17 protein-coding genes and 4 pseudogenes are annotated in these 21990 nt (G+C 70.2%); 9 read left to right on the top strand and 12 right to left on the bottom strand.

Translation table 11 applies throughout. The features are described 5' to 3' along the window. The first annotated feature begins 24 nt into the window (after positions 1-24). From EDD90_RS09150 to EDD90_RS58930, 6 genes and pseudogenes are all read left to right on the top strand, one after another. Positions 25-762 carry a phosphotransferase family protein gene (locus EDD90_RS09150; protein ID WP_123972591.1) on the top strand — a complete coding sequence of 246 codons (738 nt, stop codon included), beginning with the start codon at positions 25-27 and terminating at the stop codon, positions 760-762. A gap of 160 nt (positions 763-922) precedes the next feature. Then, positions 923-1057, top strand: a complete 135-nt coding sequence (locus tag EDD90_RS57005; protein WP_260327748.1) for a hypothetical protein — start codon at positions 923-925, stop codon at positions 1055-1057. 379 nt (positions 1058-1436) lie between these two features. After that, a pseudogene (locus EDD90_RS57000) lies at positions 1437-1559 on the top strand (GNAT family N-acetyltransferase); the annotation flags it as partial. After that, positions 1543-2931 carry a DEAD/DEAH box helicase gene (locus tag EDD90_RS09140; RefSeq protein ID WP_123972590.1) on the top strand — a complete coding sequence of 463 codons (1389 nt, stop codon included), beginning with the start codon at positions 1543-1545 and terminating at the stop codon, positions 2929-2931. The pseudogene EDD90_RS57000 and the gene EDD90_RS09140, both read left to right, overlap by 17 nt. A 207-nt stretch (positions 2932-3138) precedes the next feature. Continuing rightward, complete coding sequence (locus EDD90_RS09135) at positions 3139-3381, top strand: DUF5302 domain-containing protein (protein ID WP_053663526.1); 243 nt, start codon at positions 3139-3141, stop codon at positions 3379-3381. 383 nt (positions 3382-3764) lie between these two features. Further along, positions 3765-4100 carry a hypothetical protein gene (locus tag EDD90_RS58930; protein ID WP_398924236.1) on the top strand — a complete coding sequence of 112 codons (336 nt, stop codon included), beginning with the start codon at positions 3765-3767 and terminating at the stop codon, positions 4098-4100. On the opposite strand, the gene EDD90_RS09125 is transcribed toward EDD90_RS58930, so the two are convergent. Then, positions 4087-5772 (bottom strand): ribonuclease J, encoded by a 1686-nt coding sequence (locus EDD90_RS09125; RefSeq protein ID WP_123972588.1) that lies wholly within the window; start codon positions 5770-5772, stop codon positions 4087-4089. The genes EDD90_RS58930 and EDD90_RS09125 overlap by 14 nt on opposite strands. Positions 5773-6612: 840 nt before the next feature. Here EDD90_RS09125 and EDD90_RS09120 point away from each other — a divergent pair. Both EDD90_RS09120 and EDD90_RS58925 read left to right on the top strand, forming a co-directional pair. Next, positions 6613-6816: a cold-shock protein gene (locus EDD90_RS09120; protein WP_014670069.1), complete on the top strand. Its 204-nt coding sequence runs from the start codon at positions 6613-6615 to the stop codon at positions 6814-6816. A gap of 92 nt (positions 6817-6908) precedes the next feature. Further along, positions 6909-7301, top strand: a pseudogene (locus tag EDD90_RS58925) (PQQ-binding-like beta-propeller repeat protein); the annotation flags it as partial. Positions 7302-7694: 393 nt separating this feature from the next. On the opposite strand, the gene EDD90_RS09110 reads toward EDD90_RS58925, so the two are convergent. From EDD90_RS09110 to EDD90_RS09080, 7 genes and pseudogenes are all read right to left on the bottom strand, one after another. Continuing rightward, a complete protein-coding gene (locus EDD90_RS09110) occupies positions 7695-8186 on the bottom strand; it encodes a 2'-5' RNA ligase family protein (RefSeq protein WP_260327746.1) in 492 nt (163 codons plus the stop codon). An 864-nt stretch (positions 8187-9050) separates the two neighbouring features. Beyond that, positions 9051-9560, bottom strand: a complete 510-nt coding sequence (locus EDD90_RS09105) for a MaoC family dehydratase (protein ID WP_123972585.1) — start codon at positions 9558-9560, stop codon at positions 9051-9053. Positions 9561-9696: 136 nt separating this feature from the next. Next, positions 9697-10662, bottom strand: a complete 966-nt coding sequence (locus tag EDD90_RS09100; protein WP_123972584.1) for a hypothetical protein — start codon at positions 10660-10662, stop codon at positions 9697-9699. Between the two features lie 326 nt (positions 10663-10988). Then, positions 10989-11843, bottom strand: coding sequence for an alpha/beta fold hydrolase (locus EDD90_RS09095; RefSeq protein WP_185148998.1), 855 nt, complete (start codon positions 11841-11843; stop codon positions 10989-10991). Between the two features lie 79 nt (positions 11844-11922). Continuing rightward, on the bottom strand, positions 11923-12648 hold the full coding sequence (locus tag EDD90_RS09090) for an alpha/beta fold hydrolase (RefSeq protein ID WP_123972583.1): 726 nt from the start codon (positions 12646-12648) through the stop codon (positions 11923-11925). An 873-nt stretch (positions 12649-13521) separates the two neighbouring features. Next, on the bottom strand, positions 13522-14499 hold the full coding sequence (locus EDD90_RS09085) for a helix-turn-helix domain-containing protein (protein ID WP_123972582.1): 978 nt from the start codon (positions 14497-14499) through the stop codon (positions 13522-13524). A gap of 478 nt (positions 14500-14977) precedes the next feature. Continuing rightward, positions 14978-15229: pseudogene (locus EDD90_RS09080) on the bottom strand (ISAzo13 family transposase); the annotation flags it as partial. 11 nt (positions 15230-15240) lie between these two features. On the opposite strand from EDD90_RS09080, the pseudogene EDD90_RS09075 reads away from it, so the two are divergent. Next, positions 15241-15579, top strand: a pseudogene (locus EDD90_RS09075) (alpha/beta fold hydrolase); the annotation flags it as partial. A 112-nt stretch (positions 15580-15691) separates the two neighbouring features. Here EDD90_RS09075 and EDD90_RS09070 read toward each other — a convergent pair. Genes EDD90_RS09070 through EDD90_RS09055 form a run of 4 tightly spaced genes read right to left on the bottom strand, consistent with a single transcriptional unit; the run spans position 15692 to position 21723 of the window. Further along, positions 15692-17344, bottom strand: a complete 1653-nt coding sequence (locus tag EDD90_RS09070) for an ATP-binding cassette domain-containing protein (RefSeq protein WP_260327745.1) — start codon at positions 17342-17344, stop codon at positions 15692-15694. Next, positions 17341-19068 carry an ABC transporter ATP-binding protein/permease gene (locus EDD90_RS09065; protein ID WP_123972581.1) on the bottom strand — a complete coding sequence of 576 codons (1728 nt, stop codon included), beginning with the start codon at positions 19066-19068 and terminating at the stop codon, positions 17341-17343. Before EDD90_RS09065 ends, EDD90_RS09070 begins: the two co-directional genes overlap by 4 nt. Beyond that, on the bottom strand, positions 19065-20363 hold the full coding sequence (locus EDD90_RS09060; protein WP_123972580.1) for a cytochrome d ubiquinol oxidase subunit II: 1299 nt from the start codon (positions 20361-20363) through the stop codon (positions 19065-19067). Before EDD90_RS09060 ends, EDD90_RS09065 begins: the two co-directional genes overlap by 4 nt. After that, on the bottom strand, positions 20356-21723 hold the full coding sequence (locus EDD90_RS09055; RefSeq protein ID WP_123972579.1) for a cytochrome ubiquinol oxidase subunit I: 1368 nt from the start codon (positions 21721-21723) through the stop codon (positions 20356-20358). The genes EDD90_RS09060 and EDD90_RS09055 overlap by 8 nt, the downstream gene beginning before the upstream one ends. Positions 21724-21990: the final 267 nt, after the last annotated feature.

Raw genomic sequence — 21990 nt, 5'->3', positions numbered from 1 at the left:
TCGTCCCCGGGATACTGGTCGCCCATGGATGAGGTCGAAGTCGTCGTCGCCCATTCCGAGCGTGCGACGCTGCGCGTCGGCGATGTGTTCCTGAAGGTGGACGTCGATCAGGCGCGCGTCGACGTCGAGGTCGAGGCGATGACCCTGGCGCCGGTCCCGACCCCGGAGGTCCTGTGGCGCAAGCCGCCTGTGCTCGCGATCGCCGCACTGCCGGGGACGACGCTCGGCAGCCTCGGCGGGCCGTCGACCGGGTCGCCGGCGGCATGGGCCGCGGCGGGCGCCGCCATCCGGAAGCTGCACGACGCGCCGCTGCCGCCCTGGCCCGGCCGGGGCCTCGACGAGCTGGCGGCGGAACTCGATGACGAGTGCGAGCTGCTCGTGACGAACGGCGTCCTGCCGGCCGACCTGGTCACCCGCAACCGCCAGGTCGCCGAGGCCGCGCTGCGGCCGTGGACTCCGGCGTTCACGCACGGCGACCTGCAGATCGCACACGTCTTCGTCGACGGCGACGAGGTCACGGGAATCATCGACTGGTCCGAGGCGAGCCGGGGCGATGCCCTGTACGACCTCGCCACCTTCACGCTCGGCCACGAAGAGCACCTCGACGACGTCATCGCCGGCTACGGCACCGACGTCGACCTCGACGTGATCCGCGCGTGGTGGTCGTTGCGAAGCCTGTTGGTGGTCCGCTGGCTGACCGAGCACGGCTTCGACCCCTCCGCGCCGGGCTGTGAGGTCGACGTGCTGAGATCCCGGATGTGAGGCTGCACGGGCCGGACCGCCGCGTATGCGTTCCGACGGATCAACCAGGCCATCCCCTGCGGCAGGTACTCCTTGGCGGCACCGGCAAGGCTGACAAGCACCGGCAATGCCGTTTCCGGCGGTCGGGGATGTGGAGAAGGCCGCGCGATTCGGTGTTGGTGTGCGCACCACCCGGCCCGCACGGACCGGCAAGTCGGCCGACGTGTGCACGGTCTTCGTCGTCGCTGTTCCGGTCATCCTGCGCTGCCGACTCCCGTACGCGACGCCGGCCGTGCTCGACCGAGTGGCTTGGTGAGAGTGGGACGAGGCCCGCTAGATTCACCCCGGCGATGTGACATCTCGTGACAGATGAGAGGCTCAGACGGGTGAGCGAGACACCACCGAACACCCTGCAATACCGCTTTGACGGGCCAGAAGACGCTCCGGTCCTGATCCTGGGGCCGTCCCTGGGCACCACATGGCACAGGTTGTAGAGACCGTCCGTGAGCGTCCATGCCCGTCCAAGATGAGCGCGTAATGCCGGGTCAGGGGGTTCTGGTCCCGGGGAGTCGACGCAGTGGGTGATAGGCGCGCGAGAGCGGTGTGCGACGAGAAGCCCCGCGGGTGCGGCCTCGCGGGACTTCCGAACAGGTGGGGTTACAACGCCGGCGCGGGCGCCGTTGCACTCGGTTGTTGGTATGGGACGGCTGTTCGTGGCGCACATGCAGTCCGAGGCCCGTGCCGCCGGGCTCGACCGTGTCATGGTCGTGTCGCATCTTCCCGCCGAGGACTTCTACCACCGTGTTGGCGCGGTGCGCCCAGCCTGGGACAACGGCCCCGGCGCTGCTCCCGGCCGTCACCTTCGCCGGTCTGGAACTGCCGACGGAGGTGCTGCGGACACTGAGCGAACTCGGGGTGCGCGAACCCTTTCCGATCCAGGCAGCCACACTGCCCGATGCCCTGGAGGGGCGCGACATCCTGGGACGCGGGCGCACCGGATCAGGCAAGACGCTCGCCTTCGGCCTGCCGCTACTCGCACGGACGGCCGGGCGGCGCGCGGAACCGAAGCAACCCCTTGCTCTGATCCTGGTGCCTACCCGGGAGCTGGCCCAACAGGTCACCCAGGCGCTGGCGCCGTACGCCGAGGCACTGCGGCTGCGGATCGCCGCGGTCGTCGGCGGAACGTCGATCGGTCGGCAGGCCGCCGCGCTGCGCCAGGGAGCCGAGGTGGTCGTCGCCACCCCCGGACGCCTGCACGACCTGATCGAGCGCAACGCCTGCCGCCTGGGACGGGTGAGAATCACCGTGCTGGACGAGGCCGACCAGATGTGCGACTTGGGATTCCTGCCGCAGGTTGCCGACGTGCTCGACCAGGTGCACCCCGACGGTCAGCGGATGCTTTTCTCGGCCACTCTCGATCGCGACGTCGATCAGCTGGTCCGCCGCTACCTCCACGACCCCATCGTCCACTCGGTCGACCCGGCCGCGGGCACAGTCACGACGATGGAGCACCACGTTCTGGTCGTCCACGGCCCTGACCGCTACGCCGTCATCACGGAAATCGCCGCCCGTGACGGCCGCGTACTGCTGTTCCTCGACACCAAGCACGCCGTCGACCAGCTCACCCGGCATCTGCGGGCCAGCGGGGTGCACGCCGGGGCCCTGCACAGCGGCAAGTCCCAGCCACAGCGCACACGGACCCTGGCGCAGTTCAAGAACAGCCAGATCACCGTTCTGGTGGCGACCAATGTCGCGGCCCGTGGCCTGCACGTCGACGACCTCGATCTCGTGGTCAACGTCGACCCGCCCACCGATGCCAAGGACTATGTGCACCGGGCGGGCCGCACCGCCCGCGCCGGTGAGTCCGGCAGCGTGGTCACGCTCGTGCTGGCGGGCCAGCGCCGTGAGACGAGCCGCATGATGGCCGGGGCCGGCATCGAGCCGACCGTCACCAAGGTGCGCTCGGGCGAGGCGGAGCTGAGCCGGATCACCGGCGCCAAGACTCCCTCCGGGATCCCGCTCGACGGCGAGCCCGCCGTCCCCCGACCCAAGAACACCAACGCTCCCTTCCGCGGCCTCGGCACCAGCAAGGACACCTCCCGCGGCGCCGGCGGCAAGTCACGAAGGGCCGGCGAGGCCCGCAAGCTCGCCGAGGCCCGCAGGGCGGCCGAGGTGCGTCGCAACGGCTGAGAGTCGTTGCCTTGGCAGCCTGGCCACGGGATCGACAACCCTCGGCCCGGCCCGAAGCCGTCCTGTGTGCCTCACCTACGAAGTCAACGCCTTTGGCCGCGAGAGGGATGCCCGCCGAAACGGAGCAGGATGATGTTGCCGGCGCCTCGAACTGCGCCCAGCATGACAAGCTGTGCTTGCCCACCCCCCCGAACCCAGGAGGTCACCATGACCGCAGAGCCCGTATCTACGGAAGGTTCGGAGCCGGCTGCCCCCGAGACGTCCCCTCTGGAGCCGGACAGCGACGGCAACTATGACCTCAAGCGCAAGTTCCGCGAAGCCCTGGCGCGCAAGCGCGGTGCGCAGGCGGATGCCGCTGATGTTGCCGCCAAATCCGATGCATCGAAGGTGCGTTCGGCGCACGGCCCAGCTGCGAGCCAGCGGTCGTTCAGGCGCAAGAGCGGCGGCTGAGTCGATGAGTCCCGCGATCTGACCGCTTCACCGGCACTCGCGCTGTCGACTCACGCATCCCGTGCTGTGGCCCGCGACGTGCGCATGCCCGTGCGCGCGTCGCGGGCGGGGCGTAGCCGGAGGACTCGGCTGGGGGGAATGGCCCAGATGCGGTTGGCTCGGGTCGGTGGCGCCACCGAACTGGAATTCCGGGATGAGGGCACTGCCTTGTCCGAGGGTACGCGGCCGGTTTTGCGCGCCTCGCGTGCCCCTGTACCGCTGTGAAAATCGACTGCGGCCGTCCGGGGTGACGGTAGGCATCCGCGTGGCAAGGACATTCGTTCCCCGTCCTGCTGCGGCTCAACGACGCACAGACGGTCGCGTTCCGGGCAGCGGTCGACTCCGTGCCCAGCCACGACGTGCAGGTGCCGACCTGCCCCGAGTGGACGCTGTCCGATCTGGTGCAACATCTGAGCGGGGTGCATGGCCGCCATGTCACCGGTTCCTCCCGCGGCTTCGGCCGCGAGTTTGCGCAGGCGGCCCTGGAGAGCGGCGACAGGGCCGTCGCCCGCAACACCGACTCCCTCGCGGACCTGCCGGCCGCCCACGGCGAGGCGATCCGCCTCGTCGAGCCCGGCGGCTTCGCCACCGTCCGGTCCGGGCGTGCCCGACCTCGATGCTCGCGGGGCCGCCACCGGACCCGCGGACGTGCTGCCGGGCCGCGGCTCAGGCGTCGATGATGACGGGGATGATGAGGGGCTTGCGGCGGTGGGTGCGGAACGCCCAGTTCGCCACGGCGCGGGCGAGGAGTTGTTCGAGTTGGCGGGCGTCCCCGACGCCTTCCTCGGCTGCGGTGGCCAGGGTCTTCTCGATGACGGGGATGACCGGCTCGAAGGTGGCGTCGTCGTGGACGAAGCCCCGGGCCAGGAAGTCGGGGGCCTCGGCGAGGGCGCCGGTGTCCGCGTCGACGATCGCCACCACCGTGACCACGCCTTCGGCGGCGAGGGTGAGGCGGTCCTTGAGGGACGCCTCGGTGGCGCCGCCGACTTCCATGCCGTCCACGTAGACGTTGCCGGCGGGGACCTTGCCGGTGATGGACGCGCGCCCGTCGACCAGGTCGACGACGACGCCGTCCTCGGCGATGACCACCCGGTCGGGGTCGACACCGGTACGGATGGCGAGGTCGCCGTTGGCCCGCAGGTGGCGCCATTCGCCGTGCACGGGCATGACGTTGCGGGGCTTGACGATGTTGTAGCAGTAGACGAGTTCGCCGGCGCTGGCGTGTCCGGAGACGTGCACCTTGGCGTTGCCCTTGTGGACGACGTGGGCGCCCCACCGGGTGAGTCCGTTGATCACCCGGTAGATGGCGTTCTCGTTGCCGGGGATGAGGGAGCTGGCGAGCAGGACTGTGTCGTCCTTGCCGATGCGGATCATGTGGTCGCGGTTGGCCATCCGTGACAGCGCGGCCATGGGTTCGCCCTGGGAGCCGGTGCACACCAGAGTGATCTTGTGGTCCGGGAGCTTCTCCAGTTCCTTCGTGCTCACGACCAGACCGGAGGGGACCTTCAGATAGCCCAGGTCACGGGCGATGCCCATGTTGCGGACCATCGACCGGCCGACGAAGGCGACCTTGCGGCCGTGCTGGTGGGCGGCGTCCAGGACCTGCTGGATGCGGTGCACGTGGCTGGCGAAGCTGGAGACGATGACCCGGCGCGGCGCGGTACGCATCACCTGCTCGATCGCCGGGTTCAGCTCTCGCTCGGAGGTGGTGAAGCCGGGTACTTCGGCGTTGGTGGAGTCGGTGAGGAACAGGTCCACGCCCTCCTCGCCGAGGCGGGCGAAGGCGCGCAGATCGGTGATGCGGTCGTCGAGAGGGAACTGGTCCATCTTGAAGTCGCCGGTGTGCAGCACCATCCCGGCCCGGGTGCGGATCGCGACCGCGAGGCTGTCGGGGATGGAGTGGTTGACCGCCACGAACTCGCAGTCGAAGGGCCCGAAGCCACGCCGGTCGCCCTCCCGCACCCGCACCGTGCGCGGCCGGATGCCGTGTTCCTTGAGCTTGGCCTCCAGGAACGCCAGGGTCAGTTTGGAGCCGACGAGGGGAATGTCGGACCGCTCGCGCAGCAGGTACGGCACGCCGCCGATGTGGTCCTCATGGCCATGGGTGAGGACCACGGCCACGATGTCGTCCAGCCGGTCCCGGATCGAGGTGAAGTCCGGCAGGATCACGTCCACCCCGGGCTGGGTCTCCTCCGGGAACAGCACGCCGCAGTCGACGATGAGCAGCTTGCCCGCGTGCTCGAAGACGGTCATGTTGCGGCCGATCTCACCCAGGCCGCCCAGGGCGATGACCCGCAGCCCTCCTTCAGGAAGGGGCGGTGCGGCTTTCAGCTCGGGGTGCGGATGACTCATACCCCGACGGTACCCGGAGAGCGGGACAGGGTGATCCATTGCCTGTGCGATCTCCTTTTCCCGACGGAGCGGGGCACCCGCAGCGTGCCTCGGCACGATCGGATCACGCCGGCCACCGGGGACAGGGAGCGGTGAAAGCGGTACCACCTTCCGTGGCCGAACCGTTCGCCCGGTGCTGGGGAAGATCTCGTGCACCCTGTCGTGTTTTCCGACGTGCGCTGCCTCCCGGCGGGCCTCGGCACTGGTCCACTCGCAGTAGTCGAGACTCGGGTGTCTTCGGCGCTCAGGAGCACGTGGGCTGAGAGGGCCCCGAGGCAGCTTCCTTCGCCGGGCAGACAGACGGCGGTGTCCCAGAAGCGCTTGCCGCCCCCGCCCGCCTTGCAGGAAGCCGATGTGGTGCCCCATCGAACTCGACGACGAGGTCACGCGGGGGTGGCTCGTACCTGGTCTCGAGCCGGTTCCGGGAAGTCGAAGGTGACGTCGGGTGGGCCCCACCGGTCACGCATGACCGGTGGGGCCCACCCGGAGAACGGCCGGCGGCGGGGAGAGGTCATGCCTCGCCGCAGCGTTGTGCAGAAGAAGGGCGCGAAACTGCTTGATCACCATCGGCCGAGCCACACGGGCGATCCAGCCCTTCGTTCCGGGCCGGATGCCGGCGCGTTTTCGCTGGCGGCTTCCGTCATGCCGTTATAACGTTGTGATCAGCAGTCGTGGTTCCGAAGTTCCGTTCGCCCGTGATCGCCTCACGGGCGTTCTTGCTGTTCAGCGCCTCTCCGGACCAGGGCGATCACCTCCGGGTCGCGCAGGGTGCGTGCCCGGTTTCCCTCAAAGGAGACAGTCATGGCCAAGGGCACAGTGAAGTGGTTCAACAGCGAGAAGGGCTTCGGCTTCATCGAGCAGGAGGGCGGCGGCCCCGACGTCTTCGCCCACTACTCCAACATCGCCAGCCAGGGCTACCGCGAGCTGCAGGAGGGCCAGAAGGTCGAGTTCGACGTCACGCAGGGCCAGAAGGGCCCGCAGGCTGAGAACATCCGCCCCGCCTGATCGCGCCCCGGTAAGGGGGCCCGGCATCCCGGCTTCGGGACGCCGGGCCCTTACCGTCGCACGACGGTTCATCTGACTACGGGGGCGGCCGGGCGCTGGCCTGGGACGGGCAAAAGGGACACCCGTTGTTTGACACTCAGGTGTCCCGACGCATCAGTACGGCCCCCTTGGTCGCTGACGACGCCGTCTACATCGCCGCATTCGACCCAGGGCGGCTTGTAGTCCTCGATCCGCTCTCTGGCAGAGAGCTGTGGCACAAGAGCGCAGGCGGCGCCTTCACCACCACGCCGTTCATGGCGGGCGATCGGATCTGGGCCAGTGACCGTACTGGGGTCCTGCACGCGTGGGATCCGCGCACCCGCCGGAGTACGGCCCAGCTACCAGCGCGGCGGAGCGAAGAAGGCCGCGGACAACCCGCCGTTGAGAGCCGCATGATGTTCGTCTTCACCAGCGGCGGTTGGCTGCAAGCGTGGGAACTGCCGTGAGGACACACGCCCGACGCTTGAGTGCCGGCCGCCGCTGATCGGGGATCACCCCTCAGCCAAAGACGGCCGACGCCGGGGCGCAGTAGCCGGAGAAGGCGAACGGGCCTGCGATGCTCCGCTAACAGCAGTAGCGCAGCAGTGCGGGCCGTCGCCCTCGCCGGGTGGCGGCTCGCACTGCTGCGCTCACTCCTCGGAGGGATCGGGGCTCCAGACGGCTGGCCCGCCGCCGCGCCACTCGATGAGCAGCGGGTCGTCCAGGCGGACGTTTTCCGGGTCCAGTTCTGCCCGCCGCAGGAACTCCAGGAGGTCGCGGGGGCCCAGGGCGCGGCCGAGGATGGGGTGCCGGCCTCGGGCCGTGTTCGCAGGCAGGGGCGAGGGACTGGCGGGCGGTGTCTACGGGCCGTCCGGGACGCCGAGCGGCACGGTGAACCGCGGCTGCCAGCCTCCCTCCGTCAGCACCACCAGCTGGACCGCCGTCGCACGGGTGCGCAGCGGCAGCAGGCTGCCGATCGCAGCGCGGACATGGGCGGCAGCTGTCGGGTTGTCCGCACCCATAGCGACCGTGACATGGGCGGCGGGCTGCGCCCCGAAACGGCCCTTGTACGGGCGCAACCCGGGCCACTGGGTGCGGAACGCATCGACGATCGTTTGGAGTCCCGGAACGGTGACGGCGACGAAGCCGGACTCCGTCACGACTTCCTCCAAGAGCAGATCAGCTGCCGGGAAACTTGCAGCCAGGGAACGCACGCCCTTCTCGTCCTGATCTGTCAGCGCCGATTCCGGCACGAACGGGTAGAGGAGCGAGACGTGCGCCGGCACCCCACGACGCACCAGAGCCGGGTCGATACGCCACGCCGCATCGAGGAGCGGGGCGGCATCCGGCAAGACAATGACGACGGCAGTGGTCCCTGGCTCTGGCACGCCGTCATCATCGCAGGCCAGTCCGCTACTGCGCGCGTTGCACTGGGAGGTGGGCGAGGGCAACGAGTTGGGCGTGATCGAGGCGGTCGCGGCCGACGTGTTGGTTGGTGATCCACGCCCCGTATGGTGCCCGCTTCCGTCCGGGACGTGCTCGATGCGGGCTCGTCCGGCGATGCCGCCCTCGCGTGTGGCTCCGGGTTTGGGTTCTGACTCACTTTCCGGATGTCAGTGGTGATCTTGTCGCGGGCCTGTTGGCACGGAGGTGTTGTACCCCCGGGGACTGCCGGATTCGCAGCTAACGGACGTGCTCTCGGCCGCTCCCGGCCAACAGCCCGGCTCAACTGCCCTTCACGCGACCAGCGGCTATTCGCACGCACCGTGGTTCCACCTGAAGATCACAGACAGCATCAATTCCGTGAATTACCTTGAGGTCGGCTGCTTTGCATCGAGACTCGTTGTGAGGAGGCCAGGTCTGCGGCGAGAAGCCTGACCGTCGTTCACAGGTCTTCCACCTGGTCAGATAGTTACAGCCAGGACCCCGCTCATATGGGCTGTGACACGTGATGGTCGCTGAGGCCCCGCCGGGCAGGTGCTGGCAGGGTGCCTCAGCGTTCCTCAGCGGCGAGGTCCGTTCCTCGATTCTGCTGCGGCGTTTGCGAACGCCTCGATTGCTCGCGGCGGCTGCCGCTGGGCACCCAGTCGGGGACGTGGAGCCGACCTCAGCCGGGCCGCCGTCGGGTGTGTGGCTCGTGCACCCGGTCAGCGCGGCACAACAGGTCAGTGCCGCAAAGAGGGTTCTGCGGTGAGTCACGTTGCTACCTCAAGTATTCACTGACGCCGCAGCAGGTACTTGTGCTGACCGGACAGCACCAGTTCGCCGCGTTGGTTGTGGATGGTGGCCGCGGTGACCACGACACCGTTGCCGCCCTGCGGCTCCAGGCCGGTGACCGTGAGCGCCGGGTACAGGGTGTCCCCGGAGTGCACCTCAGCCAGGAAGGTGCAGGACAGTTCGAGGAAGCTGATGAACACCTCACCGATGAAGTGGGGGAACAGGGTGGCCCCCGGCGCGGTGAAGGCGAGTACCTGCAGCCCGTGCACCACCGGTGCCGAGTGACCGTGCCTGCGCGCCCATTCGGCGTCGTAGTGCACCGGGTGGTTGTCCGCGGAGACCGTCTGGAAGGCCGCGGCGTGGGCGTCCGTCAGGGTGCGGCTGGGGGCGCGGAAGACCTCGCCGATGCGGAGGTCCTCGAAGGTCCTGGCCGGGACGACCAGAAACGCGTCGGGGTCGAACGCGGACGATGCGGCGGCTGCCGCCTGCTGCGTGTCCTGCTGGTCCATCACTCTCTCCTCTCGTTCGATGTTGGGTGCTACCGAGTGCCGCGGTAGCTCCGTCCGTTCGTCGTGCGGCGGATCTGATGGCCCAGGGCCCCGCGCCGCCGCAGCGGGCAGGTGCGGCGGCACGCGCAGGGCGGGCTTATCGGGCGGTGTTGATCCGGGCGGCCAGGAGGTTGGGGTCGTCGTTGGTGAAGTAGGCGCCGCTGGCGATGTAGGCCGTGTTGCCCCGTACGGCGAGCGAGGTCGGGTTCTCCAGCCCGTCGGCGCCGGTCAGCACGACGGTGTGGCTGCCGCCCGGCCTGACCAGAGCCACCTCGTTGTCCGCGTTGATCGCGGCCAGGAGGGTGTTGCCGCGGCCGGTGAAGGCGAAGTCGTCGATGTCGACCAGGCCGGTGGCCCGGGTCTCGACGCGGCCGGCAGTGCCGTACCGGGTGACCGGGATGCGCAGCACGGTGCCCTTGTCCAGGTTGGACACCCAGACCGCTCCGTTGTGGACCTTGATGCCGTTGGCTCCGAGGAATCCGGCGGCGGCCAGTTCGGGCGCGGTGGCCCACCGGGTGGGCGCGCCCCCGGTGACGGGCACCCGCCAGACCGTGCCGAGGACCGAGTCGGCCACGTACAACCGGCCTTCGTGCCGGTCAAGGGCCAGGCCGTTGGGCAGGCCGTCGGCGGGGAGTGCGGCGATGCGCTGCGGGGTGCCGCCGGGGCGCAGGCGCCACAGGCCGGTCAGGTCGCTGCTGCCGGTGGCGTACAGGAAGTAAAGGGTCCTGTCGTGGGCGCGGACGATCCCGCCGAGGAACGGCGAGGAGAGGGCAGGGGTGCGGGCGCCGACCGGAGGCTGGGGCAGGGTGGCGAGGACGTGCACCCGGCCATCGGAGTGGATGCGGGCGACCTGGCGGCTGTAGGCGAAGGTGACCACGGCACTACCGCCGGGCTCCAGGGTGATGTTCTCCGGTCGCTGTCCTTCGGCGATGTCCAGGTGTGCCATGAAGCGCACGTCCGGCTTCGGGGCGGCGGTCGCCGGGCCGGCCGCCGTCATGGCGAGGGCCGCCGCGACGGCCGAGGCCAGGAGGCCGGTGCGCGTCCCTGTCAGGAATCTGGGCATGTGGGCTCTCTTCATCCTTCTCTTTGATCGCAAGTGGTGGGCTCGGTCGGGTCTCGCCGCTGGGGCCACCAGTGCGCGTCGGGCTCTTGAGACCTCGGCTGCCGCGCGTCGCGGGACGCCTGGGCGATCAGCCCACGCACCGTTGTCGCAGTTCGCCGATGCCCTGGACGGAGCTGACGAGTTCGTCGCCGCCAGCCAGGCGTGCGGCGCTTCGCCAGGTCAGGGCCGCCATGGGGACCGAGGGTGGGGCCTCGGTCGCAAGGCCACGATCGCGGCCCCATGTCCTCGTGCGGGATGTCGCCGGTGTGGGCGAGAAAGGTGTCCGGTCAGTGGCCGGTGCGGACGGAACGGGCCGCCCGCAGGATCAGGTCGGTGACCGGACCCGGGTCGCTCACGGCCGCCGAGTGCGGGGCTCGGACGGTGACGGTGTGGGCGCGGGCCCGCTCGGCCATCCAGCGCTCGGCGGCCGGCGGGATGTTGCGGTCCTCGGTGGCCACGAGGGCCCAGCTGGGGATCTTCTTCCACGCGGCCGCGGTGGCGGGCTCCTGGAGCGCCGCCAGGGTGATCGGACGCTGTCCCGCAGCCATGACCTGGGCGGTCTTCGTGGGGACACCGGCCGCGAACTGCTTGCGGAACAGGTCCTTCTTGATGACCAGCTCCTCCCCCTGACTGCCGTCGGGCAGCGGATAGTACTGGGTGGCGGTGGCCTGTCCCAGAGTGCTGCCGGGGAACTTGTCGGTGAGCTGGAGTGCGCTCTCCCCGATGTCGGGGATGAAGGCGGCTATGTAGACCAGCGCTTTGACCCGCGGGGCCCCGGCGGCGGCCTGACTGATGACCGCTCCGCCGTAGGAGTGCCCCACCAGCACGATCGGACCGGTGACGCTGTCGAGGACGCTGCGGATGTAGGCGGAGTCGCTTGCCAGTCCGCGCAGCGGCAGGGCCGGCGCCAGTACTCGGTGGCCCTGCCGCTGCAATCGCTCCACGACCGAGCTCCAACTGGAGGCGTCGGCGAATGCGCCGTGGATCAGGACGACGGTGGGTGTGTCCGGGCGCTCGTGCGGATTGCCCGGTCGGTCGGCCGCCGCTGCCGGCGCGGAGTGTGCGGCGCCTGCGGTGCCCAGGGCGGCTGCGCCGGCCAGGAGGGACACCGTCACGGTACGGCGTGAGATCGGTGGGTTCATCGTTCGCTCTCTGTGAAAGGGGCGGAGGCGGCCGTGGTGCGACGGCCGCTCGGATGGGCGCGAGCGGGTGCGCGTGGGGTCAGTCGGAGGTGGCCCGTACGGCTTCCTCGATCAGGTCGACGACGCGCTCGGGGTGGGCGAGCATCACCAGGTGGGAGGAGTCGACCTCGACGGTGGTCATGCCGGCCCGCTGGTAGCCGTAGCGCTCCACGTCGGGGTTGATGGTGTGGTCGGACGAGGCGACCAGGCCCCAGGAGGGCTTCGTCTTCCAGGCCGCGGCCGGGGCCGGGTCGGCAAAGGCTTGCGCGGCCAGCGGTCGCTGGGAAACGGCGAGGACGGCGGCGAGCCGCGGATCGACGTCGGCGGCGAAGATGGCCGGGAACTTCTCGGCCTCCACAGACACGTCGGTACCGGGGGTGGTGGAACCCTCGATCGGGAAGGGGGTGTAGACCAGTGCGGCGGCGAGGTCGCTGTCCGGGAAGCGGCCCTGCAGTTCGCCGAGGCTCTCGTCCTTCTCCAAGGCGTAACCGGCCAGGTACACCAGAGCCTTGACGTTGTCCTCAGTGCCGGCGACCGTGATGACGGCGCCACCGTAGGAGTGGCCCACCAGGACGACCGGACCGGGTATCTGCCGGACGACGGAGGCGACGTAGGCGGCGTCCCCGATCAGACTGCGGTTGGGAACGGCCGGGGCGAGCACGTCCAGGCCGCGGGCGATTAGCCGGGGGATGACCTGGGCGTAACTGGAGGCGTCGGCGAAGGCGCCGTGGACGAGGACGACGGTCGGCTTGTCGGAACTGGACATGGGGAAACTCCTTCATCGATTGGCAATGGGGGGTCGGCTGTCGCCCGGCCAGTCGGCCGGGTCGGGGCTGCCTTGGTGAGCCCCTTTGCCGTGGGATGTCGCGCATCGGTTGGTGTGCGGTGTGCACTGACCGGGTGGCCGTCGAACGTAGTTGACTCTAGGGACTGCCGGGCGGCGTGTTTGCCTGTCCGCGCCCTGGCTGTGGACTGTACGTGCCCACGTTGTCGGGCGGGTTCCGGCTGGGCGGCGTTGCCCTGGCACGGTATTGGGCCGGAGCCGCAATCGGCCCCGGCCCACGCTTCACTGCGCTGTTCCCCGGGTTCGGGATGAGGTGCTGGTCAGCCATTCCAGTCTGTGAGGAAGTCGAGGAGTTCCCGGTTGACGACGTCGGGGCGTTCCTCCCGGCAGAGGTGCCCGCACTGAGCGATGGACTCACCGCGGACGTCGCGCCCCGTGAGTGGTCCCTGGGGTCTGTTCGCCATGACCTCCGATCAGAACTTCAGCGTCTGGGGCGGCCGAACCCAGGCCGAGAGCCGCTCCGGACCGACGTCAATCGCCGGCGCGGCGCCCAGTCCGATGAGAAGGGGCAGGCGTTCACTGGCAGCCCTGAAGGGCCCTGGCGCTGGGCGCCGTGGCCCGCGTTCTGGGCCACGGCGGGATCCCCATGGTGGCCAAAGCGGCCGCTGTGGACGGTGAAGTCCACCCGGAATCTGGCGGCCGAGCTGACGCGCCGGGGGCACCGGGTCTCTGAGCAGCTCGCCCGCGTCGGCCAGTGGCGTTCTGGGCCATCAGACTGACTCGGAATAAAACCTCTCGACCCATCACCCACAGGGCAAAGCAGTCACAAGATCCGCAGTCGTCTGGGCGGTTGCTTCAGGCGGCCTCGAGCACGGCGGAGTTCCGCCACTCGGCGGGGGAGACGCCATAGGCGGCCCGGAACACCCGGCTGAAGTGTGCGGCGCTGTTGAACCCCCAGCGGTGGCCCACCGCGGCGATCGTCAGCCCCGCCATCGACCGGCAGGCCAGGTCGCGCCGGCACTGTTCCAGCCTGCGCTGCTGGACCCACCGGCTGACGGTGATGTCCTCCCCTTCGAACAGCTTGTGCAGATAGCGGACGGAGATGTGGTGGGCCCGGGCGATGACGTCCGGCGTCAGGTCCGGATCCGTCAGGTGCTGGTCGATGTACGCCCGCACGCGCAGCAGCGATATGCGGGCGGCGGTCGGCGTGTCCGAGGCGGCCGCACCGAGCCGCTCCTCGGTCAGCGTCTGCACCAGGTCCACGACAGTGCGGGCGAGCGACTCGCCCGTCTGCTGCGGATACGTCGCTGCAGTGTCCACGAGCTGGGACAGAAACGGCGTCAGCAGCGCGCCGAGCGCCGACTCGGAGCCGAGCGGCGAGGCCGTGATCCGCCGCAGGTCCGACTCGCTCAGGTCCAGGACGTGCCGTGGCAGGACGAGGGACTTCGTCTGGAACGGCTCGGGGAAGGTCAGCTGTAGGGGGCGCGCCCTGTCATAGACGAAGAGCGACCCTGACCGTACGTGCACGTCGCGCGTGTCCTGCTCGACTCGGGCGTTCCCTCTGCTGAGTAGCATCACGACAACGTGGTCGTCGTTGGCGCTCCGTGCGATGAGGCGCCGGGTGCGCAGGGTCTGCATAGGGTCGCCCTCGACAGTGACACGCCGGATGCGGCCCAGCGGTGACACGCGGACAGTGCCGGAATACACCTCCTCAGGAACGCTGATGTCAACGGCTCCGAAGGTCTGGGACAGCGCCTCACGCCAGTACGCCCGTCTGCGGTGGGTTGGCACCGAGTCCGTGGTGTGGAGAGTGGTCGATGAGTCCGGCGACATGGAATCCCCCGTTTTTTAGTAGTGCTTTTTAGGCGCATTGTGTCGGCGCGAATCAGGCCGTGGCATCGCGTGAATCCGTGAGATCGACGGATGCGCCGTAGAAGCGGCAGCACACACCCGCACCCAGCGTGCGGATCGCCCCGGCGCGATTCGTACAGCGACCGGCCGATCCGCGAGCAAGCCCTGACCATGTCGATGGGGTGCAGATCTTTTGGAGGTGCAGACAAGACCGGCGTGACCTGCTTAGTCACACATCCACCTGTCCTGTGGGGCGTCTCGCTCAGGCGGCGTCCCCGCTGGTCGGCGCGATTCGTCACCACAGCTCGAAGGCTCGGGCGCCAAAATGACGCGGCGCGAACCCTCCCTGATCAGCCAACAACGACGAACCTGCTGGTCACAGACCTACGGCCCAACCCTCCACTGGCGTCCGCTGACCTGCGGCTTCGATCGTGCAAAGCACTCTGGTCGTCACCAGATCGGCACGCACCCTGCCACCACCAGTGCGCGAAGCAAAGGCGTCACCAGCAGAAGCGTGCGCGTAGCGGCGGCGCCCCTCACCGTCCCACCAGCGGCGCAAAGTGGCCACCGCGAAGGCAGAGGTGTCCCCGTCGCAGCCCACCGACACCCAGCCGGTATCCGCGCCGATGTCGTAGATCCCGTACGGCACCGCTTTCCGGGCACCCTTATCGGGGAAGTCGTGCGCGCGGACCTGCATCGTGTGATCAGGTCGGCGACACGCTGGACTTCTACAACCTCGACGAGAACCTCGGGACCAGGATCAGCGAGGAGGCGGTCCGCAACAGCTGGAACGTCGCCGCGGGCGGTGGGTTCTTCGCGGCCGTGGCCGCGCCGTCGACCTGGTACACCGACTTCCGGGCCGACGTCCCGGCCATCGACGTGCCGGCCCTGATCCTGCACAGCACGGGCGACCGGATCCTGCCCGTCGAGGGGACCGCGCGGCCGTTCCACAAGGCCCTCCCGTCCGCCGACTACGTGGAGATCGAGGGCGCCCCGCACGGCCTGCTGTTGACCCACGCGGAGGAGGTCAACGCGGCGCTCCTCACCTTCCTGGGGAAGTGACCCGCCGCGGGATCGCCGTCCCGCACCGCACAGGGCCCACCAACGCCGACTGCCCGTCCGGAAATCCGGTCGGGCAGTTCGCGTATCGCCTGGGCTGTGACTCCGACGTGGTCTACCCCCGTACGTGCTCGGCCGTCCGCTTGCCGTTGTGCTGGCGTTCGGCGGTCCGGCCGAGCCGTACGACGGTGGTCGGTGTGTCATCCAGCAGGTCGAGGTCCTGCTCCTGCAGGGCGATCACCAACGCGGTCTCGGGCAGCGCCTCGGGCAGTGCGGCCAGGAGCGCCTCGGCGGTGGGGCGGTCCAGGCCGGCCACCGGCTCGTCGAGCAGCAGGATCGGTGGACGTCTCAGTACGGCGCGTGCCGTTGCGAGGCGCCTGCGCTGCCCTTGGGACAGCAGGCGCCCGCCGGGGCCCACCGCTGTGGCGAGGGGCAAGGCCGACAAGCCGACGAGTTCCAGTGCGTCCCGTAGCGCGGTGGTGTCGGCCGACGGTGCCGCCTGACGCAGATTGGCCGCGACCGTGTCGTCGGCCAGCCAGTCGTCGGCCTCGACGAGGGTGACTGTCTCGGCGACGGCCGAGGCAGGCAGTTCGTGCACGGGCGTGCCGTCGAGGAGCACCGTGCCGGCAGGCGCCGGCACGCGCCCGGCCAGTTGGCCGAGCAGCGTCGACTTGCCGCTGCCGTTCGGGCCGGTGACAAGGACCAGTCCCGGGCCTCCCACGGTCATCGTGAGTTCCGCGGGCGAACCGATGAGCGGGAGGCCATCCGTCTTGACGGTGCGGACGGCCTCCCGCCGTTGGCCCGCCGGGTGTGCCTCGGCGGCGAGGGGGGCCAGGCGCTCGGCCGCGTCCCTGGCCTGGGCCAGGTGCTGCATCAGCCCGGGGAGCCTCTCCAGTAGCTCCCACCCGGCGGCAACGAGCAGCACCTCGCCCACCACGACGGCGATCGGCTGGGCCGGGGCGGCGCGCAGGGCGACGACCAGTACCGCCGCTTGCCCCAGTGCGGCAAGGAGACGCAGGGCCAGCCGGCCGTGCCGCTCGGCCCGGGCAGCGGCCCATTCGGCGGACTCGACGGCGGCCATGGCGCTCGTCGCCGTCCGCTGAGCCTGCGGCAGGGCGTCCAGGCACCGCAGTTCGTTGAAGGCGGCCCGGCTGCCGAGCAGCACGGTACGGAGTGCGGCCCTGGTGTCGGCGGCGTCGGCGAGGTGGGTCCGCGCGCGGTGGTGGGCGTGCCGGGCGCAGGCGAGGCCGACTGCCCAGACGACGAGTTCGGCGATTCCCAGGACCGGCATGGCCCACAGCAGCAGGGCATCGACCAGGCACGCCGTCATGACCGCTGCCACCAGTGGTGCGACGGCGTTCGCGGGCAGGCCCGCGACGGTCTCCACATCGGCGGTGAGCAGGGTGAGCAGCGTCCCGTCGCGTTGTCCGCGCAGCTGATGGGGCGTGAGGCCGGCAGCGCCGCGGGCCAGCCGAGCTCGCAAGGCCACCTGGGTGGCCAGCAGGTTCCGGTGGTTGGCCAGGCGTTCGAGGTAGCGCAGGCCGGTGCGGGTCAGGGCCAGTGCCCGGACGGCGCCCGAGGGGTACATCCAGGACCAGGTGGTGTTGGCCTGGAGGGTGACCACGGCGCAGGTCGTCAGGAACCAGCCGGACACTCCGAGCAGTGTGGCGCCGCTGAGTTCTGCCGCCGCGGCGAACAGCATGCCGGTCAGGAGGGCGCGGAGCGGAGCCGCTGTACGCAGCAGCCGCCAGGCGCTGATCCGGTTCACCGGGCTCTCCCGTGGTCCAGCGTGATGACGTGGTCCGCCAGCCGCAGCAGTGCGGGACTGTGGGTGGCGAGCAGGACCGTACGGTCGCGGGTCAGCGTGCGCAGCGCGGACAGGACGTGTTGCTCCGCTTCCGGGTCGAGGTGTGCGGTGGGTTCGTCCAGGCACAGCAGGGGTGCGTCCCGCAGCAACGCCCGGATGAGGGCGAGCTGTTGGGACTGGCCGGAGGACAGGCCGGTGCCGCGTTCGCCGAGTGGTGTGTCCAGTCCCTGCGGCAGTGCGGCGAGGAGGTCTTCGAAGCCGAGGGAGGCGACGGCGTCCAGCAGGGCGTGGTCGTTCGCGGCGGGCCGGGCCAGCAGGAGGTTCTCGCGCAGGGTGCCGGGCAGCAGGTGTGCGGGCTGGCCCACCCAGGCGACCCGGCTGGGGTCCGCGGGGACGGGCCGGCCGTCCAGCAAGTGGAGCGGGCGTCCAGCCTGCGGGGCGTACAGCCCGGCCGCGACTGCGAGCAGCGTGGACTTGCCGGCCCCGCTGGCGCCGGTGACGGCGAGGCACCGCCCCGGTGCGAGGTGCACGCTGACTCGTTGCAGCGCTGGTGCCTCCCGTCCAGGGTGATGGACTGTGACGGCTTCCAGGCGCACCCCGGGTGGCGCCGCGGCCCGTCGGGCATGTCGGGCAGGTGGCACCACGGCCTCGCGATCCGCGTCCAGGACCTGGGCCAGCAGACCGGCGGCGGCGGTCGCCCGGGCGCGGGCGTGGTAGCCGGCGGCCAGGTCCCGGGCCGGCGCGAAGTAGGCGGGCACCAGGACGAGGACGAACAGCGCGGCGGACAGGCTCATGTGCTCCGGTACGACGGGCAGGTCCAGGTAGTCGAGCAGGACCAGTCCGCAGTAGGTCGCCACCACGGCGAGGGTGCCGGTGATGAGCAGTTCGACCCACGCGGTCGACAGGAAGGCGATCCGAAGCACCTTCTCGGTGCGACCGGCGACCTCCCGGTCGTGCCGGGACAACGAACCGGCCGCCTGGTCGTGCGCCCCGAGCCCGACCAGGGTGGGCAGGCCGCGCAGATGGTCCAGCAGTCGGGCCTGGTGGGTGCGGATCGCCGTCAGTTGGGCCCGTACAGCGGTCTGCGTGCCCAGGCCGATGACCTTCAGGTTGGCCGGCAGCAGCGGGGTGGCTGCCAGCACGAGCAGGGCGACGAACCAGCTGCGGGAGGCGATCGCGGCCAGGGTGAGGCCGCTGCCGAGCAGCATGGTGGTCCGCGCGGGCAGGTAGTGGGTGAGCCAGTCGGTCAGCTGACCGACCTCGCCGTCGACGGCCTGGACCAGTGCCACGTCGTCCAGGTCGGTGCGGGCCGGGCCGAGTGCGGGCAGCGCCGTCTCGATGAGCCGGCCACGCAGCCTCTCGCGTACGGTGCGGGCGCCGCGCGCGGCTGCCGCGTCGCCCGCGGCCAGCAGTACAGCGTGCAGGGCCACGCCGGCCGCTATGAGCAGGGCGGGCGGCAGCACGGCGGACACGGGGGCGCCGTGGAGTGCGGACAGGCCGCGCTCGGCGCCCCAGGAGAGCCCTCCCGCCCAGATGACCGTGCCCAGCTGGGCCGCGCCGCGCAGCAGGCCCGCGCGGCGCAGCTCCCGCCGTCCGACGGCCGCCCATTCCTTCAACCGGGCGGCGGGCACCCCTTCTTCGGCCCTGTCCGCGGCCAGTTCGTCCAGGAGCACGGCGGTACTCACGAGGTGGGCTCCGCCTCGATGCCCGCGACGTCGGCGATACCCGTGGTATCCGTGATGTCCGCGTGGAAGTACCCGGCGCGCCGGTCCCGGCGGTCGCCCACGATCCAGGCGGCCAGCGCCGCACAGCCCAGAACGGTGACGCCGACCGGGCCGATCCAGTCGGCGTCACCGCCGAACACGTCCTGGGACAGGGCAGTCGCCAGAATGCCGAGCACCACCAGCAGGCTCCGTCGCGTGATCGTCCGCAAGGTGCCGGAGGGTGCTGGGGAGACCGCCAAGGGGTAGGTGCGGGCATGCAGCGGCGGGATCGGACTCTCCACCGGATCGGTGTACTTGCCGCGGAAGCTCCGCCAGGCGTAGGTGTTGTAGGCCAGTACGAACGGCATGCACAACCCGACGCCCAGGACCAGGAAGAGCTGGGAGGAGTGCGGGCTCGCAGCCTGATGGACGGTCAGTCCGGGCGGTACGACGACCGGTACGGAGACCACGGCCAGGCCCAGCAGCCCACAGACCGTCATCGTGGCCACGGCGGCGAACGGCCGCCAGTCGGGGCGACGGCCGAATCCGTGCCAGGCGACCGCACCGGCCACGACAGCGGCGACAACCGTGAGCCAGAACAGCACAGCGCGCATGGGCTGGCCCAGCTGCGACTGCTGCGGGTCGGCGCTCGGCAGCAGCAGGCCGAGTACGACCGCCATGGCTGCGGTGACCACCAGAAGCGACCGTCCCGTGCGGCGGACGCCCGACCGCGACCAGCCCTCGGTCTTGTCCTGCAGCCAGGCGGCCCCGGCCAGCAGGTAGACGGCGACCAGGCCGAGCGAGCACAGCACGCTGTAGAGGCTGAGCCAGTCGAAGGCCCCGCCCTGGAAGGTACCGTTGCGCTGGCTCGGGCCGGTGAGCACGGCGCCGAGGACCAGACCTTGGCACACGGTCGCCGCGAGCGACGCCCCGCCGAACAGCAGCGCCCAACCTCGCCGGTAGGCGCCGGCCGCACTCTGCATCTCCAGGCCGAGTCCGCGCAGGATGATGGCGATCAGCATGCCGATCAACGGCAGATAGACACTGGGCAGAATCACGGCGTAGGCGCCCGGCAGGCCGGCCCAGAGGACGACGCCGGCCAGGATGATCCAGCTCTCATTGGCGTCCCAGGCGGTGGCGACGATCTCGCCGTACTCCCCTCGGCGCTCCGGCCGGGCCGCCAGGCTGAGCATGCCCACCCCGAGGTCGTAACCGTCGAGGACGACGTACATGGCGAGTGAGATGAGGACCAGGGTGTAACTGGCGTGCTCAAGCAACGAGGGCCTCCGATGCGTCGGGCGAGGCGGGCCCGGTGGGCAGTGCTTCGGGGCCGGCCTTGACGGTGCGGACGATGTAGCGGGCCCAGATGGCCAGCAGGGTGACGTAGAGCAGGACGAAACCCGCCAGGCTGGCGGCGACTTCGAATGTGGTGAGGTGGGAGACCGCGTCGGCGGTGCGCAGCTGGCCGTAGACGACCCAGGGCTGGCGGCCCGTCTCGGCGACGATCCAGCCGCCGGTGATGGCGATGATCCCGGCCGGGGTCATCCACACCATCCACCGCAGGAAGCGCGGGGAGTCGAACAGCCGGCGCCGCATGCGCAGGACCACACCCGTGAAGGCCGTGCCGAACATGAGCAGCGCGGTGAAGTACATCGCGCGGAAACCGTAGAAGGTGGTCCACATGTTGGGGCGCTCGGCGGGCGGGGTCTGCAGGAGTCCGGGCGTCGTCGTCTTGCCGCTGAGGTCCTGGGCGATGACCGAGCCGAGATAGGGAATCTCCACGTGCAGCCTGTTCTCGCCCTTGTCCGTGTCGGGGACGACGAGCAGGTTGTAGCCGTTGTTGTCGCTCTTCCAGTTGCCCTCGAAAGCCTCCAGCTTGGGGAGCTGGTGCCGGCCCATGAAGGCCGCCGTGCCGTCTCCCACGTACAGCTGCACCGGCATCAGCACGCCCAGCACGCCGAGCGCGATGGACAGGCAGCGGCGGGCCATGGGCTGGGCGTGGACCCGGTTCTTCACCAGGTACCAGGCGGAGATTCCGCCGACGAACCAGGCGGCGCTGATCAGCACGGCCAGCAGCATGTGCGGGAAGCGGTGGGCGAAGGCGGGGTTGAGCAGGATGCTGATCCAGTCCCTGGCGTGGAACTGGCCGTCGGCCTTCTGGTAGCCGACGGGGTCCTGCATCCAGCTGTTGGCCGACAGGATCCAGGTGGTGGACAGCAGTGTTCCGAAGGCGACCATCCAGCTGGCCAGGGCCATGGTGCGCGGCCGGATCCGGCCGTCCCCGTAGAGCATCAGGCCGATGAAGCCCGCCTCCAGGAAGAAAGCGGTGATCACTTCCATGGCGATGGTGACCCCGATGACCGGCCCCACCGCGTGGGCGTACACGCCCCAGTTGAGGCCGAACTCGAACGTCATCACCGTGCCCGCGACGACGCCCAGGCCGAAGCCAACGGCGAAGATCTTCTTCCAGAACCGGAAGATCTGCAGGTACAGGGGGTTCCCCGTGCGTACGTAGACCGTGTACACGACGGCGAGGAGAACGGAGAGGCCGACGGTGAGCGCGGGGAAGGTCATATGGAAGATCGCGGTGATCGCGAACTGCCATCGGGACAGTTCGACGACGGTTGACGAAGCCATGGGCACTCCCGGGTAGGCATCGGTTCTTGGCGGGGCTCGCGCGTGTTCACGGCCCGCGCGGGGCGAGGCATCAGGCACGGGCTGCCCGAGTGGGTCGTTCGGTGGGGGCCGCTGTCGCGTGCCGGGTCCACCGTCACTGCGGCCGAGCCGGCCAGGGGGAGGGGATGCGATCGCCGCCCTGTGGCACCGACACGCTAGACGGCTGACCGGGTAGGCGATTGCCTACGAGCGCCCCGGCACTTGCCCGATGCTGCACACTTGCGGTCG

The sequence above is a fragment of the Streptomyces sp. Ag109_O5-1 genome (genome assembly GCF_003814875.1).
GTDB lineage: Bacteria > Actinomycetota > Actinomycetes > Streptomycetales > Streptomycetaceae > Streptomyces > Streptomyces sasae.
This window is presented reverse-complemented; position numbering and strand designations above follow the sequence as displayed.